At 66.0% G+C, this 13,859-nt stretch carries 16 protein-coding genes; 8 read left to right on the plus strand and 8 right to left on the minus strand.

Features of this window, described 5'->3' with window-relative positions:
* Positions 1-22: 22 nt before the first annotated feature.
* From P1K30_RS13300 to P1K30_RS13310, 3 genes are all read right to left on the minus strand, one after another.
* Complete coding sequence (locus P1K30_RS13300) at positions 23-853, minus strand: arginyltransferase (protein ID WP_275633231.1); 831 nt, start codon at positions 851-853, stop codon at positions 23-25.
* A 158-nt stretch (positions 854-1,011) separates the two neighbouring features.
* Complete coding sequence (locus P1K30_RS13305) at positions 1,012-1,419, minus strand: DUF2852 domain-containing protein (RefSeq protein WP_275633232.1); 408 nt, start codon at positions 1,417-1,419, stop codon at positions 1,012-1,014.
* A gap of 161 nt (positions 1,420-1,580) precedes the next feature.
* Positions 1,581-2,447 carry a helix-turn-helix domain-containing protein gene (locus P1K30_RS13310; protein ID WP_275633302.1) on the minus strand — a complete coding sequence of 289 codons (867 nt, stop codon included), beginning with the start codon at positions 2,445-2,447 and terminating at the stop codon, positions 1,581-1,583.
* 110 nt (positions 2,448-2,557) lie between these two features.
* Between P1K30_RS13310 and P1K30_RS13315 the strand changes: the two genes are divergently transcribed.
* Both P1K30_RS13315 and P1K30_RS13320 read left to right on the plus strand, forming a co-directional pair.
* The gene (locus P1K30_RS13315; RefSeq protein WP_275633303.1) at positions 2,558-2,761 is read left to right on the plus strand and encodes a DUF2061 domain-containing protein; all 204 of its coding nucleotides are present in this window, start codon (positions 2,558-2,560) and stop codon (positions 2,759-2,761) included.
* A gap of 87 nt (positions 2,762-2,848) precedes the next feature.
* The gene (locus tag P1K30_RS13320) at positions 2,849-3,742 is read left to right on the plus strand and encodes a DMT family transporter (protein WP_275633233.1); all 894 of its coding nucleotides are present in this window, start codon (positions 2,849-2,851) and stop codon (positions 3,740-3,742) included.
* Here P1K30_RS13320 and P1K30_RS13325 read toward each other — a convergent pair.
* Both P1K30_RS13325 and P1K30_RS13330 read right to left on the minus strand, forming a co-directional pair.
* Positions 3,739-4,446, minus strand: a complete 708-nt coding sequence (locus tag P1K30_RS13325; protein WP_275633234.1) for an NUDIX hydrolase — start codon at positions 4,444-4,446, stop codon at positions 3,739-3,741. The two genes, P1K30_RS13320 and P1K30_RS13325, sit on opposite strands and share 4 nt — an antisense overlap.
* Before the next feature lie 46 nt (positions 4,447-4,492).
* Positions 4,493-4,897, minus strand: a complete 405-nt coding sequence (locus tag P1K30_RS13330; RefSeq protein ID WP_275633235.1) for a DUF983 domain-containing protein — start codon at positions 4,895-4,897, stop codon at positions 4,493-4,495.
* 324 nt (positions 4,898-5,221) lie between these two features.
* Between P1K30_RS13330 and P1K30_RS13335 the strand changes: the two genes are divergently transcribed.
* The 4 genes from P1K30_RS13335 to P1K30_RS13350 all read left to right on the plus strand — a co-directional run bounded on the left by P1K30_RS13335 (position 5,222) and on the right by P1K30_RS13350 (position 7,533).
* Positions 5,222-5,980, plus strand: a complete 759-nt coding sequence (locus P1K30_RS13335) for an EF-hand domain-containing protein (protein ID WP_275633236.1) — start codon at positions 5,222-5,224, stop codon at positions 5,978-5,980.
* Positions 5,981-6,063: 83 nt separating this feature from the next.
* Positions 6,064-6,648 (plus strand): RNA polymerase sigma factor, encoded by a 585-nt coding sequence (locus P1K30_RS13340; RefSeq protein ID WP_275633237.1) that lies wholly within the window; start codon positions 6,064-6,066, stop codon positions 6,646-6,648.
* Complete coding sequence (locus P1K30_RS13345) at positions 6,641-7,024, plus strand: hypothetical protein (protein WP_275633238.1); 384 nt, start codon at positions 6,641-6,643, stop codon at positions 7,022-7,024. The genes P1K30_RS13340 and P1K30_RS13345 overlap by 8 nt, the downstream gene beginning before the upstream one ends.
* Positions 7,025-7,026: 2 nt before the next feature.
* On the plus strand, positions 7,027-7,533 hold the full coding sequence (locus tag P1K30_RS13350) for a periplasmic heavy metal sensor (protein WP_275633239.1): 507 nt from the start codon (positions 7,027-7,029) through the stop codon (positions 7,531-7,533).
* A 22-nt stretch (positions 7,534-7,555) separates the two neighbouring features.
* On the opposite strand, the gene P1K30_RS13355 is transcribed toward P1K30_RS13350, so the two are convergent.
* Entirely contained in the window at positions 7,556-8,929 is a 1,374-nt protein-coding gene (locus tag P1K30_RS13355) for a diguanylate cyclase (RefSeq protein WP_275633240.1), read from the minus strand.
* 108 nt (positions 8,930-9,037) lie between these two features.
* Between P1K30_RS13355 and P1K30_RS13360 the strand changes: the two genes are divergently transcribed.
* Entirely contained in the window at positions 9,038-9,316 is a 279-nt protein-coding gene (locus P1K30_RS13360) for a DUF3572 domain-containing protein (RefSeq protein ID WP_275633241.1), read from the plus strand.
* A 1-nt stretch (position 9,317) separates the two neighbouring features.
* Here P1K30_RS13360 and P1K30_RS13365 read toward each other — a convergent pair whose 3' ends face one another.
* Together P1K30_RS13365 and P1K30_RS13370 are read right to left on the minus strand one after the other, a co-directional pair.
* Entirely contained in the window at positions 9,318-12,509 is a 3,192-nt protein-coding gene (locus P1K30_RS13365; protein ID WP_275633242.1) for a 4Fe-4S dicluster domain-containing protein, read from the minus strand.
* Positions 12,510-12,517: 8 nt separating this feature from the next.
* Positions 12,518-12,958, minus strand: coding sequence for a MarR family winged helix-turn-helix transcriptional regulator (locus P1K30_RS13370; RefSeq protein WP_275633243.1), 441 nt, complete (start codon positions 12,956-12,958; stop codon positions 12,518-12,520).
* 106 nt (positions 12,959-13,064) lie between these two features.
* Between P1K30_RS13370 and P1K30_RS13375 the strand changes: the two genes are divergently transcribed.
* Positions 13,065-13,769, plus strand: a complete 705-nt coding sequence (locus P1K30_RS13375; RefSeq protein WP_275633244.1) for an HAD family hydrolase — start codon at positions 13,065-13,067, stop codon at positions 13,767-13,769.
* Positions 13,770-13,859: the final 90 nt, after the last annotated feature.

The following is a 13,859-nucleotide window of genomic DNA, read 5'->3' on the forward strand; positions in this document are numbered from 1 at the left end:
TTTCTTGACGTGATGCGGGCCGTTAGCCCTTTACGGGGCGGCTGTCCGGAAGGTTGATCCGTGCGACCTGTTCCGCGATCGGGTCGGTGGACAAGGGGTGCGTGGCCGCGGAGTGATCCTCGGGGTCGCCAAGGTCCTGCCAGCGTCCGTCCTTGTAGACCTCAAGCGCCGAGAAGTTGGCCTTGTACCCCATCTTCGGGCTGCCGGGCACCCAGTAGCCAAGGTAGACATAGGGCAGGCCCGCCTCGCGCGCGATGCGGATATGATCGAGGATCACGTAGGTCCCAAGGCTAAGCTGGGCGCGTTCCGGATCGTAGAAGCTGTAGACCATCGAAAGGCCGTCATCGAGCACGTCGGTCAGGCAAACCGCCGCCAGCGACGGGCGCCCGTCCGGGCCTTGCGCGGTATATTCGATCACCCGGCTGCGCACCGGGGTTTCCTCGATCATCGCGGCGAACTCGAAAATGTCCATGTCGGCCATACCGCCGTCGGCGTGCCGCGTGTCGAGGTATTCGCGGAACAGCGCATACTGATCCTCGGTCGCCCAAGGCGAGGTCGCTTCGCGGTGCAGGTCGGAATTGCGCTTGTCGGCGCGGCGCTGGCTTTTCGACGGTTTGAAGTCGGCAACCCGCACACGGGCCGACAAACAGGCCGAGCATTCCGCGCAAGAGGGGCGATAAAGCACGTTCTGGCTGCGGCGGAAGCCTTGCTTCGACAAAGAGTCGTTCAGCTTTTCGGCATATTCACCCTGCAACGCCGTAAACAGTTTCCGCTCCATCCTGCCCTCGAGATAAGGGCAAGGTTGCGGAGCCGTCACGTAAAACTGTGGCGCAATGGGTAGGGTGTGGCGCATTCTGCAGACATTCCGGAACTGTAATGAAACGTAACCCGGACTTGCCCATCCGCCAAGGGCAAACAACCTCGCTTTTTACGGGGAGGCAGACAGCAGATCGCCGGCCCCGCTAAGGGCCGGCTGCAACTCCGTCTTTCTGATCCGCAGGGGCAGTCGGATCAGATGGTGACGGGGTCGTCGTTTTTGGGCTCGGGGTCCGAGCGCCGGGCGCGTTCGTCCATGAACTGGTCGAACTCTGCCTTGTCCTTTGCCTCGCGCAGCCGCTGCAGGAAGGATTCGAAAGCATCCTGTTCCTCTTCCAGCCGGCGCAGCGTTTCGGCCTTGTAGCTGTCGAAGGCCTGGTTGCCGGTCGGGCGAAGCCCATGACCCATGTGCCGGAAATTGGCGTCACGTTTTTTGCAGCTGCCGTTGAACATACGTTTGCTCCAGATCATGTAGGCCAGCAATGCCAGGCCCACGGGCCAGAAGAAAATGAAGCCGAGGATCATAGCGACGATCCAGGCGCCTTTTCCGCGCGCATCGAGCCAGTTTTCGGCCTGCGAAGGCCAGGTTGCGACGGAACTCATTCGGTCCTTCCTTTCGGTTCGTGTGTATGTGAATGTCTTTCACATCCCCAAGATCGGGATTGTCGCCCCTTCAATCAAGCCCTCATGTGAATGTTTTTTACATTTACTTTTTAAATCGTTTGAAAACAGTACCTTGATTGGTATTCGCGGCACAAAATTCTTCAGTCTGCCAGGGCGGCAGGCGCGTTTTCGTCGAGGAATGCGGGGAATTCGCGGTCCGAAACGGTCGACTCGCGGACCAGTTGGTCGAAGTGATCCAGGATCGTCTGGACCCGTCCAGTGTCGCGAAACGCAAGATAGTGCCGTCCGACATAGATCACCGCCAGCAACGGGCCGAACACCGTGATCGGCGATGAATACAGACGCCGGGCATCGAACAGGTAGATCCGCAGGCGGGGATACAAGCGGCGATACAGCACACGCATATGCTCGACCTGTGCAAACCGCGTTTCCAGTGGCAGCCCGCGATAATAGCTTTCGGCGTTCAGGAACGACTCGATCTCGTGCAGGGGCAGGGCGATCTCATAGTCCGACTTCGACGTCAGCATCAGGTTCAGCCGGTCCTCGGACGCGCCGATGGCCTGTTCCGTGGTGCGGCCAAGGTGGGGACTGTATTCCCATTCCAGCATCGCGGGCGTCTTCAGCAGATCGGGCATCCCGGCCGGAACGTGACGGATCTTGTAGCCCGCCGCCTCGCGGTGCCAGTCAAAGATCTGCTCGTCCACCAGCGCCCTTGGCGCCTGCGTCACCGCCAGCGCGTTGGCGACGACGTCGTCGGCGCTTTCCGGGCGCTCGCTCAGGCCCAGCAGCCAGTCCGCCGATACGCCAAGAGAGGCGGCGCATTCCCCGACCACCTGCGCGTTGGGCAACCGCGCGCCTTCACCGGACAGCAGTTGCGACACCGTCGAGCGGTCGACGGATATCGCGCGGGCCAGCGCGCTTTGGGTGATGTCGTTGATCCGCATCGCGTGCAGAAGCCGTCGGCGGAACAACTCGGCACGATCTCTTTTGTCGAATTTTGTCATGATTGGTGATTTTTATGAACAAGTGCGGGATTTCGTTAATCATATACGGAATTCGCCTTGGCTGTCATCCAGAGTACGGCTTGCTGGCAATCGGCAAGGGATTCAAAGACATGATGGAAACGCGGCGCAGAACCGTGGTGAAGGCTGTCCTGTGGGCGGCGCTGGGATGGGTGACGATGGGGCTTGTCGGCCTTGCGTTCACCGGATCGCTGGCCGCGGGCGGCACGATGGCCTCGGTCAACACGGTCGTGGGTCTGGTGTGCTACGTGATCTACGAACGCATCTGGGCAGCAGTCCAATGGGGGCGGTGGGGATGAACCGCCGTGACCGGATCGCCTGACCGCCATCGTACCTGCCGCGCTTTCCCGTCTGGCGAGGCCGCGGCCCGCATGCCATAGCGCGGCATGGACATCTGGATCATCGCCACCCTGTTTGCCGCCGCCGTGCAAACGATGCGGTTCATGCTGCAAAAGCAGGTGAAGGCCGCGGGTCTGTCGACCGGCGGCGCCACCGTTTCGCGCTTTTTGTTCGCGGTCCCGCTTGCGGCGTTGGCCGCTGTGGCGCTGGCGCAGATGTATGCCGAACCGTGGCCGGGCTTCACGCCGATCTTCTGGATCTATGCGGCCGTCGGCGGGCTTGGGCAGATCATTGGCACGTATTGCACCGTGACCCTGTTCAGCCTGCGGAACTTTGCCGTGGGCATCGCCTTCACCAAGACCGAGACCGTGCAGGTCGCGTTGTTTTCGCTGATTTTTCTGGGCGAGGCGGTCACCGGCATGGGCCTTCTGGCCATCGTCGTGGGGCTTGCGGGGGTGATCCTGATCTCTCTGAAACCCGCGGGCACCGAGGGCGGCGTCGGCAGCCGCGCTGTGGCGCTGGGGCTGCTGGGGGGCGCCATGTTCGGGATCTCTGCCATCGGCTATCGCGGCGCGACGCTAGAGGTGGGCGACGGAAACTACCTGTTTCGCGCCGCGCTGACCCTGTCGATGGTGACTCTGCTGCAATCGGTCGCGATGTCGGTCTGGCTTCGCCTGCGCGAACCCGGAGAGCTGACAAAGGTTCTGCGGTCGTGGCGCTCGACCTTGCCGGTTGGCGTCACCGGAATGCTGGGGTCGTTCGGTTGGTTCACCGCCTTCACCCTGCAAAACGCAGCCTACGTCCGGGCGCTGGGGCAGGTCGAGCTGATCTTCGGCTTTATGGTCACCGTGCTGGTGTTCCGCGAGCGTCTGTCGGCGCGCGAGATTGGCGGTGGCATTCTGCTGGGCCTAAGCGTCGCGATGCTGGTCTTGTTTCTCTAGGCCTTCGCGCCCAACGCCTGCATCGGTCCCACGCCGCCCAACCGGCGGAACAGACTTTCCTCGGCCCCGTTGTCGAAGAACGGCACCGTCTCAGGCGGGTCGAGCGAGGGCAGGGCGGCCGCGACCTCGGCCAGCACTACCTCGGTCACGAAGGGCAGGTGAAAGTCGCGCACCTTTTCAAGCGGGATCCATTGCAGGTGGCTCAGTTCGTCCGAGGCGCGCGAGAAATCGTCGATGTCGCCCAAAAGCGCGTCGGCATCTGCGACGAAGAACCGGGCGTCGAAACGGCGCGGGCGGCCTTTCGGCGTGATCGCGCGAAACACGAACGACAGGCGCTCGGCGGCGGGAACGCAGCCCGGCGCGGCGAAGGCCTGCCAGTCTTCGGGCGGCTCGCCGGGCCAGACGCCGGGCATGGCCAGACGCAGGCCGGTTTCCTCCCACAATTCCCGGATCGCGGTCGCAGCCAGCGCGCGCCCTAGGCCGGGGGTGCTGTGGTCGTCCATCCGGGACAGGCAACGCGGGCTTAGGTCGGACCCGAAGGGAACGTGGTGGTCGCCGGGGTCCATCGCGCCGCCGGGAAAGACGAACCGGCTTGGCATGAAGGCAGCGGTTTCGCCCCGCTGGCCCATCAGCACACTGGGCGAGCCGCCGGGGTCGCGCACAAGGATAACCGTCGCCGCGTCGCGAAGCGCCGTCTTGTCCATGCAGTCGTTCCTCCCCACGATACCGCCGGACCGCACGTGGCGGGGATCAGCGGACGCCGCCGAACCCGTGCATCCGCTTGGCCCATTGCAGGCCGACGATCATGCCTTTCAGCCTTGGCAGAAGATACAGCGAAAGCGCCACGCACCCAACAGAGAACACGACCGCCAGCACCAGCGGCTCGGGGCGCCAGTGCGTGTAAACGGCAAGGATCAGCGGCGCCAACAGGTGCCCGACGATCAGGATCGTCAGATAGGCCGGGCCGTCGTCGGCGCGGTGGTGGTGCAGTTCCTCTCCGCAGACGGGGCACTCGTCGCGCACCTTGAGATAGGAACGCATCATCGAGCCGGACCCGCAGCTTGGGCAACGGCGGCGCCAGCCGCGCATCATCGCCGGCTTCACCGGGCGCTCTGCAAGCGGATCGGCGTCTTCGAATGTCGCGGTGTCTCTCATGGCGTACCTGGGATGCGGGCAGAGGGATGTCGGGGACACTCGAAAGATACGACTTTTTTGCGTGTATTGAACCCGGCGGGTTGTCCTTGCGGCGGTCTGTCGCGCAATGGGCCGGAATCCTTGCATTGTTAAGACATTGTGGGCCGCACGGCGGGACGATCCCCGGCCGGTGGTGCGGATTTCAGCCGATCCCGACGGGGAGGCGCCGAAATTTTTTTGGGTGCCGCGCGACGGAAACCCAGCGGCCCCCCGTTTCAGGTTCAGAACGCGCGGCAATGATGCCCACGGCGTTCAAGCAGACAGATACTGCGAGGAGAGTAGACGATGAAACGCACAACGCTTCTGGCCGCCACCGCCATGATCGGGATCGCGTCGACCGGCGTGATCGCAACCGCGCAAGGCACCCCGACGCCTCCGCCCGCACAGGCCGAGGCCGACGCACCCGCCCGTGGCCCGATGATGGGCATGATCGCTCAGTTCGATACCAACGGCGACGGCGAGATCACCCAAGCCGAGGTCGACGCGGTCCGCGCGGAACGCGTGGCCGAGGTCGATACCGATGGCGACGGTCTTCTGAACGCCGAAGAGCTTGCCGCCTTCTGGGAGGCGCGCCGCGCCGAACAACAGGCCGCCCGACAGCAGGCGATGATCGACCGGCTGGATACTGACGGCGACGGCCTGCTGAGCGCCGAGGAACTGGCCGAGATGGGCCGTGGCGACTTTTTCGCGCGGCTCGACGCCGACGGTGACGGCACGATCACCACGGCGGAACTGTCGGACATGCGTGGCCGGTTCGGCCCGCGCGGCGATGGCGAAGGCCGTGGCCGGGGCGAGGGACGCGGCGAGGGCCGGTTCCACGGGCAGGGCGAGCACCGTGACGGCGACCGCATGGGCTTTAACAAGCGCGGCCACGGCGACGGACGCGGCCCCGGCATGATGCAGGGGATGCCGATGATGCAGGGCTATATGATGGTGCCCGTCTATCCGATGCAGATGTACGGCTATGGCCCGATGCACGGCCCCAACGCCGATCACCCGATGATGCAGCCTGCACCGAACCCGACGGAACAGCCTGACGGCTGACCCTCGGCGGCGGCGCGCCTCTCTGTCCCTGAGACCGCGCCGCCAATTGCCCGACGGGCGCAAAAGGACTACGCCGCCGGTTCATGGACATGGCACTCGACGCACTTTCCGATGTGCCCGACGAGGCATTGCTGATCGCCTACGGTAACGGCGACCGCGATGCGGCGCGGGCCCTGACCCTGCGGCTGACGCCGCGGGTTCTGGGCTATGCCGCGCGTGTGCTTGGCGACCGGGCCGAGGCGGAGGACGTCGCGCAAGAGGCGATGCTGCGCCTTTGGCGGCAGGCGCCGAAGTGGCGGCAGGGGGAAGCGAAGGTGACGACGTGGCTGTATCGCGTCGTGGCCAACCTGTGCACCGACCGGCTGCGGAAGGCGCGCGGACAGGATCTTGAAAGCGTACCGGAGCCGGAAGACGACGCACCGGGCGCAGAGGCAGGGTTGCAACAGGCGGCCCGGGCGCAGGCGCTGGAAGACGCGCTGCGGGCGCTGCCCGACCGGCAGCGGCAGGCCGTGATCCTGCGGCATCTAGAGGGGTTTACGAACCCCGAGATCGCCGAGGTCATGGACATCGGTGTCGAGGCGGTCGAGAGTCTGACCGCTCGGGGAAAGCGCGCGCTGGCCGCCAGTTTGGGCGGGCGGCGCGCAGAACTGGGGTACGAAGATGGCTGACAAGGCTGAAATGACACCGCTGGGCGAGGACGATCTCGACGCCCTGTTCAACGCGGCGCGGGCGCGACCGGCAGAGCCGTCCGTCGCGCTGTACGAACGCGTGCTGACGGACGCCGAGGCGGCGTTGCCCGCGATGCCCGCACCGGCGGCGCGCCCCGCGCGCCGGCGCGGTCTTGCGGCGCGCCTGCTGTCGCAGGTTGGCGGCTGGCCCGCGGCGACCGGGCTGGCTGCTGCGGCGGCGATCGGCGTCTACATCGGCATGGCGGCGCCATCGGCGGTCGAAACGATGTCCGGCGGCTATGTCGCCAGCACAAGCGGCTACGGCATGGAGGAGCTGATGGTCTCGTATGCCGGGCTGATGGGAAGCGGGGGCTGAGCATGGCCAGCGAAACCGAAACGCCGAAACGCAAGTGGAGCGTTGGCCGGATCGTGCTGATCCTGTCGCTGGCGCTGAACCTGCTGGTCGTGGGTCTTGTGGCCGGCGCGCTGCTGCACCGGCACCAACTTCCGGACCGCCCGCCGCGCATCGCCGACCTTGGGTTCGGCCCCTATGTGCGGTCGCTTTCGCGGGAAGATCGCGAGGCGCTGGGAACCGCGTTCAAGGCCGAAGAAGGCAACTTCCGCGAACGGCGCGAGACGCTGCGCCGACAGTTCGAAGAGCTTCTGACGGCGCTTCGCGCAACGCCCTATAACCATGACGCGGTGCAGGCGATCATCACCTCGCAACAGGAAGAGGCGCTGGCCTCGCAGCGGGTGGGCAGCCGGCTGTTCCTGGACCATCTTGCCGGGATGTCGGACGCGCAGCGCGCGGCCTATGCCGACAAGCTGGAAAGCGATGTGAAGCGCTGGCGCCGGGACGGGCCCGACAAAAGGGACGACGACTGAAGGCGGGCAGGGGCCACGCGGTTCAGGCCGCGTGCGAGCTGACCGTCACTTGATTGCGACCGTCGGCCTTCGCGGCGTACAGCGCCCGATCCGCTTGCGCGATCAGCGCCACGGGATCGGGCCGCTCGGTGGCGGATCGACCGCTGATTGCGACGCCGATGCTGATCGTCACCGTGATCTCGTTTCCGTCCGGCAATGGCACCGGAGTGCCGGACACCGCCTCGCGCAGACGATCGGCGGCGCCGGTCGCCTGATCCAGTTCGCACCCGAAAATCACCGCCATGAACTCTTCGCCGCCCATCCGCGCCAACAGATCGCCTTGCCGCAACGCGCCCTCCATGCGCCGCGCGACGGTGGCCAGCACGGCGTCGCCCGCCGGGTGCCCGTAGGTGTCGTTGATGCTTTTGAACCGGTCGAGATCCAGCGCCAGCACCGCGAAGGCGCCTGCGCCGGTGCGGCTGCGCTCGGCGATCTGCCGCAGGCGGTCCATTGCAAAGCGACGGTTGGCCAGCCCGGTCAGCGGATCGGTCACCGCAAGCCGCGCCCCGTCCCGCAGCGCCGCCCGGCAACGGTCTTCATAGGCCTTGCGCGCCAGCGCGTGCCGGACGCGCAGCGCAACCTCTTCGGGGTCGAACCCGGTCTCGATAAGGTCATCGACGCCGACGTCCAGCGCCATGACCGCGCGGTCCCAGCCCGGTTCGGACTGCACCAGCAGGATCGCCGACCGCATCGTCGCGCTGCGGCAGCGCAGTTCCGACACCAGCCGTAGCGCCATCTCGGGAACCGCCGGATTCTCGACCACGACGACGGCGTCGGGCGGATCGCCAAGCCAAAGCTCGGTCAGGGCCGTGCCGTCAGAGTAGACACGCACCGGCCCGCGCACCCGCGTCTGCAGCCCGACCTGCCAGCGCATATCGGTTGTCCCCGCCGGAATGATCAGCGCCACCCGCCCGGTGTGCGGCACAAGGTCGATCTGCTCTGCCAGACCCGGCGTGCGCACCACCTCGTCCAGCTCGGCGCCCGACGCGACCCTGCGCATCAGGCTGCGGATACGTGCCGCCACGATGGAAGGCGCCGTGTCGGCATCCATCACCGCATCCGCCCCGGCGGCCAAAGCCCGAAGCCGGCCGCCGCGTTCTCCGGCATGGACCCGCAGGATCAGGGGCAGGCGGCTGGTGTCGGGATTGGCGCGCAGGCTGCGGCACAGGTCGATGCCGCAGCCGCCGTCCAGCGTTTCGGACAGCAGGATGACATCCGGCGGGTTGCCGCGGGTGTGGTCCAGAACCGCCTTGGCGGACGAGGCAAGAAGGACGTCGTAGGCATGCGAGGCCAGCGTTGCCCGAAGCAGGATGCGCTCGGCCGGCACGGCCGCGGCAATCAGAATGCGTCCAGACATCATTTCCTCGCAATTTGATGCAAATCGCCCTTTCAGGCTTATGGTCTCGTTCAAATTGGTTAAGAAAAGCTTTCACCTTGATGGACGGTCGCAACGAAGGGCAGGGCGATGAAGCAGGAACAAGCAGAAACCCTTGCGGTGCAGGCACTTGGCTGGATTGCCGGGTCTGACGATCTGATGCCGGTGTTCATGGGCGCGACGGGAATCTCGATCGACGATATCCGCGCCCGTGCCAGCGAGCCCGAGTTTCTCGCCTCGGTGCTCGACTTCCTGTTAATGGACGACGCGTGGATCACCGGCTTTTGCGACACGGCCGGTCAGCCGTATGACGCGGTCATGCGCGCCCGCGCGGCGCTGCCCGGCGGGCAGCAGATGCACTGGACCTGAGCTACAGGTCGATCTCGACCACGCCATCCGGGTCTGCGGCGCGGCTGCGGCACAGGATCATCCGGCTTTCGCGTTGCTTCGCCGACAGCACGAAATCGCGGTGTTCCACCGCGCCCCCGACGACGCCGCACTGGCAGACGCCGCACAGCCCGTCCGAACATTTCACGTCCACTGCCACGCCGGACCGCAGCAGCGCGTCGCTGGCCGATTCTTCCGCCGACACGGCGATCTCGCGCCCCGACGACGCCAGCTTCAGCGTAAACGGATGGTTCACATAGTCCGGCTCTTCGGGGACCGAGAAATATTCAAGGTGCCGCTGGTCTTCGGCGAAACCGTTCGCCTCGGCCGCCGTCATCACCGCGCCCATGTAGGCGTCGCCGCCACAGGTGTAGACATGCGCGCCCGCGCGCCACGCCAGAACCTGCGCGAAATCCGCGCGGTTGCCCTCGTCGCTGAAATGCAGATGAACCCGGTTGCCCCAAGGAACGGCGCGCAGGTCCTCAAGGAACCCGGCATCGGCACGGCGCGAACAGGAGTAATGCAGCGCGAACTCTGCCCCCAGCGCGTGCAGCCGGTGCGCCATCGCGATCATCGGCGTCACCCCGATGCCGCCGCCCATCAGGTAGGTGAAGGACGCATCCTCGGCCAAGGGAAAGTGGTTGATCGGGTGCGAAATGAAGACCCGCCGCCCCGGCGTGAAAATCCGGTGCATCAGCTTCGACCCGCCGCGCCCCGCATCCTCGCGCAGCACCGCGATCTGGTACTTCGTCCGGTCCGCCGGGTCGCCGGACAGCGAGTACTGACGGAAGAACTCGGGCGCGACGACCACGTCGATATGCGCCCCGGCCGTGAACGCGGGCAGGTCGGACCCGTCGGGCCGCGAGAATTCGTACTTGGTCACGCCATCGGCCATTTGCTCGGCCTTCGACACCACGACTTGCAGCACCGGGCTTTCGCCGGTCCCGGCGCTATAGACGTGTTCGAGCGGTTGGCCCGCAGCGCGGCGGCGTCGGTGTTCGGCGGCGGGGATCATCTCGCGGTAGGCGGCGATCCCGGCCTCGCGGTCCATCGGGAAGGGCCACGGATAGGGCGGCGGCGCCAGCGGGGCGGGATAGACCGCCAGCGTCTGGTCCTCGTACTTCAGGTCGATCCCGCGATTCAGCCCGCGTTCGTTGGGCGGCTCGGACGGCGGGCCATAGGGCCCCTCGTCGGTCATCTCGAGGTCCCACCACCATTTCTTGACCGGGTTGATGTCGCCGTTGCCGACGATGTCGTCGAACTTCGCCAGCATCGGCGCAGTGCCGGGCAGGGTCATCGCCGCCCAGCGGAACGGGCTTTCGGCCAGCACGCCTTCAAGGTTCCACGGGCAGGTCTTCATGCACCGCCCGCACATCGCGCCGTTCTTCTGGCTGACGCGGTAGGTGGTGCATTTCTGGCTGTCGGACTTCCAGATCTCATAGCCGTTGAACATTAGCTTCGGCCCGGCAGTGATCGCACCGGACGGACATTCGCGGGCGCACTTGTTGCACGCCTCGCAGAACCGCTGCAGGCCAAAGTCGATGGGCTTGTCATGCGCCACCGGCATGTCGGTGGTCACGACGCCCGACTTCAGACGCGGGCCGAGGTACGGGTTCAGAATGACCTCGCCGATGCGGCTGACCTCGCCCAGCCCGGACAGCAGCAGCAGGGGCGGGTGCAGGACCTCGTCGTCCATCACCGTGTGCGTCCGCGCGGGGTGGCCAAGGTCGCGCAGGTGCTGCGCCAGCACGCCGCCCACAAGGCTGAACCGCAGATAGGCGCGCATCGACTGGGCGCAGCTGATCCAGTCGTCGCCGGACGCGCCCTCCATCGTTTCGTGGCCCTGATCGACAATCATACTGATCGCCTGGCTGTGGTAGGGCGTGATCGGGTTGCCCGCCGCGTCGTGGCTGTACCATGCCCAGTCCGGGCAGTCGCTAACGCCGACCGCGTCCTGTCCCAGCCAGTACAACGCGCCCTTGATGTTGTCGGCGTTGCGCTTCGGATCGGCGGTCGAGGGATGCACGTCCTTCGTTTCGCCGTCCTGCAATAGGATCAGCGCGCCCAGCGAAGGCCGGAAGGCGAACGCAGACGCCGCCTTGCGCACATAGTTGCCGTTCTTCGCGCCTTCCTGCGCCGCCTTGCCCAGATCGCCGAACAGCGAGCGGGCGAACATGTTGGCGCGTTTCGGCACGCGGGCGACGTTGGCGCGGTCGATATAAGTGGTGGGTTCGTCCACCCGCTTCAGCCGCTCGAACGGATGCGCGCCGTCCTTGAAGTCGCGCTGCGCGAACGGGTCGGCGGTACGCGCCGTCTTCGCCTGCCGCCCAAGGCCGGCGGAATAGGCCAAGCCGGGGCGCTGGCCGGGCAGGATCGGTTTGTCCGGCGCCATGTCCATCGTGGTGGTGATCACCGCCAGGCCATAGCGGGCGCGGACGAAGGGGTTCATGGCCCGACCGTCCTCGACCGCGGCAAGCCCTGCGGCGACGGCAAGCCGCGTCAGGTCCACGTCGGATTGCGCGGCGGAATGGGCGCGCGCCTCGAACCCCAGCAGGCGGATATAGTTCGCCAGCGTCACGGCGGTTTCCATCGTCCGCAGGCAGGCGCGGTGATCCTGTGCGTCGTTTATCCAGTCGGTGCCGGGCTCGTCCTTGCGCGGGTCGCGGGGGTGCTCGCACAGGAACACCAGCGCGTGGGTGTGATGGCGGATATCGCCGGGGGGTGTGGCCAGCGATTCCCGCAGGCCCGCCATGATGACGTCGATCCCGGCAGCCAGCGTCTTGGGCTGCATGGTGCGGATCTTCTCGGCCAGCCGGTCCACGTCGGGGTTGGCAATCGGCGCGTCCAGCCAAGCGCCTGTCGGGATCTCGCAGGTGCCGACCATTCCGCTATCAAGGTAATAGCCGAACGCTTTCAGGTGGTTGGCCCGCTCGACCGGGTCGTCCGGGATCTCGGCGCGGGCGCGCACGGTGCCGTCGCGGGTCGCGTCCAGCATCGCCTGGTATTCCTGCATCGCGTTCACGATGGACAGCGGATCGTCCGGGCGCCGGAACGACAGGCCCTGCATCGGCGGCAGCGCGTCCAGCCCTTCGGCCCGGTCGGTGCGCTTCAGGCGCTCCAGCGGATAGGGGCCAAGGTGGACGGGGCGGTTGCGGTAGGAAAACAGCTTGCCCATGCGGGACCTCAGAACTTGGACGGACGTGAATCGTCGTCGGTGATCAGCTTGGACAGCAACCGCGCCAGCAGTTCCCGTTCCCCCTCGGACAGGCGGTCGGCGATCAGTTCGGCGTTGGCCTGCGCAAGCGGGGTGGCGTCCGCTAGCGTGCGCTGCCCAGTCTCGGTCAGGGCGACATGCCGGGTGCGGCCATCGCCCTTGCCGTCGTTGCGGTCGATCAGTCCGGCCTCTTCCATCCGGCGCAGGGCGCGGGACACTGCGGTGCGGTCGACGCCGACGTGGTCGGCGATGTCGGACGGCTGGCGCAGATCCTCGTACCCCACGGCGACAAGGATCACCCAGTCCAGACGGGACAGCCCAAGGGGGCGCAGCTTTTCTTCCAGTCGCCGCTGTTGAACGCGGGACGCGATGGTAAGGCGATAGCCGAGGGAGTCGCGAAGACGGTACATGATTGGCATTGTCAACTAAACTGATTGTCTGTGTCAACTACCAGAGTTCCGCCTGTCGGACGCCGCGTGGCTGTGGCAAGGAAGGTCGACCGCTAGGAGGGATCAGATGGCGAAAATACAGGGGCTTTTGTTCGACAAGGACGGCACGCTGTTCGATTTCGAAGCGACGTGGAATGCGTGGGCCGCAGCGACGTTGACCGACTTCGCGCAGGGTGACATCGAACGGGCATCGGAACTGGGCGCGCGGATCGGTTTCGACTTCGCGGCGGGCCGCTTCGATCCGGGAAGCCCGGTGATCGCGGGCACACCGGACGACATCGTGCTGCTGCTGGGGCCGGGCGTGCCCGAACTGTCAGGCGAAGAGATCGTCGCCCGCCTGAATGCCAACGCCGCCAAGGCGACGCAGGTCGAGGCGGTGCCGCTGGTTCCCCTGTTCACCGGCTTCCGCGATGCGGGCCTGAAGCTGGGTATCGCCACGAACGACGCCGAGGTCCCCGCCCGCGCGCATATCGAAGCGGCGGGGCTGTCCGGCATGTTCGACTTTATCGCTGGCTACGATTCCGGGCATGGCGGCAAACCGGACCCAGGCATGTGCCTTGCCTTTGCCGAAGCCGTCGGTCTGGCTCCGGGTGCCATCGCGATGATCGGCGATTCCACCCATGATCTAGAGGCCGGGCGCGCCGCTGGTATGCACTGTGTCGCCGTGCTGACGGGCATGGCCGACGCCGACACGCTGGCCCCGCACGCGGACATCGTGCTGCGCAACATTGGCGAAATCGACGATTGGCTTGCTGTACGAAGCGAACATTAACCGCAAATTATTGCGCATTTTTACGGCTTGAATTTCACAAATCAGATACTTTGACGATCCTTAATCCAACGGCGTCCTCCTTCGTGTCGC

It is taken from the genome of Psychromarinibacter halotolerans (assembly GCF_029168315.1).
GTDB lineage: Bacteria > Pseudomonadota > Alphaproteobacteria > Rhodobacterales > Rhodobacteraceae > Psychromarinibacter > Psychromarinibacter halotolerans.

Excerpts from the sequence above, each read along its gene's own strand:
- P1K30_RS13360 (WP_275633241.1), top strand. The coding sequence starts at position 9,038 with ATGAAGCAGGAACAAGCAGAAACCCTTGCGGTGCAGGCACTTGGCTGG.
- P1K30_RS13375 (WP_275633244.1), top strand. The coding sequence starts at position 13,065 with ATGGCGAAAATACAGGGGCTTTTGTTCGACAAGGACGGCACGCTGTTC.
- P1K30_RS13330 (WP_275633235.1), bottom strand. The coding sequence starts at position 4,897 with ATGAGAGACACCGCGACATTCGAAGACGCCGATCCGCTTGCAGAGCGC.
- P1K30_RS13365 (WP_275633242.1), bottom strand. The coding sequence starts at position 12,509 with ATGGGCAAGCTGTTTTCCTACCGCAACCGCCCCGTCCACCTTGGCCCC.
- P1K30_RS13350 (WP_275633239.1), top strand. The coding sequence starts at position 7,027 with ATGGCCAGCGAAACCGAAACGCCGAAACGCAAGTGGAGCGTTGGCCGG.
- P1K30_RS13340 (WP_275633237.1), top strand. The coding sequence starts at position 6,064 with ATGGACATGGCACTCGACGCACTTTCCGATGTGCCCGACGAGGCATTG.
- P1K30_RS13345 (WP_275633238.1), top strand. The coding sequence starts at position 6,641 with ATGGCTGACAAGGCTGAAATGACACCGCTGGGCGAGGACGATCTCGAC.
- P1K30_RS13300 (WP_275633231.1), bottom strand. The coding sequence starts at position 853 with ATGCGCCACACCCTACCCATTGCGCCACAGTTTTACGTGACGGCTCCG.
- P1K30_RS13315 (WP_275633303.1), top strand. The coding sequence starts at position 2,558 with ATGGAAACGCGGCGCAGAACCGTGGTGAAGGCTGTCCTGTGGGCGGCG.
- P1K30_RS13370 (WP_275633243.1), bottom strand. The coding sequence starts at position 12,958 with ATGTACCGTCTTCGCGACTCCCTCGGCTATCGCCTTACCATCGCGTCC.
- P1K30_RS13305 (WP_275633232.1), bottom strand. The coding sequence starts at position 1,419 with ATGAGTTCCGTCGCAACCTGGCCTTCGCAGGCCGAAAACTGGCTCGAT.
- P1K30_RS13335 (WP_275633236.1), top strand. The coding sequence starts at position 5,222 with ATGAAACGCACAACGCTTCTGGCCGCCACCGCCATGATCGGGATCGCG.
- P1K30_RS13355 (WP_275633240.1), bottom strand. The coding sequence starts at position 8,929 with ATGTCTGGACGCATTCTGATTGCCGCGGCCGTGCCGGCCGAGCGCATC.
- P1K30_RS13325 (WP_275633234.1), bottom strand. The coding sequence starts at position 4,446 with ATGGACAAGACGGCGCTTCGCGACGCGGCGACGGTTATCCTTGTGCGC.
- P1K30_RS13320 (WP_275633233.1), top strand. The coding sequence starts at position 2,849 with ATGGACATCTGGATCATCGCCACCCTGTTTGCCGCCGCCGTGCAAACG.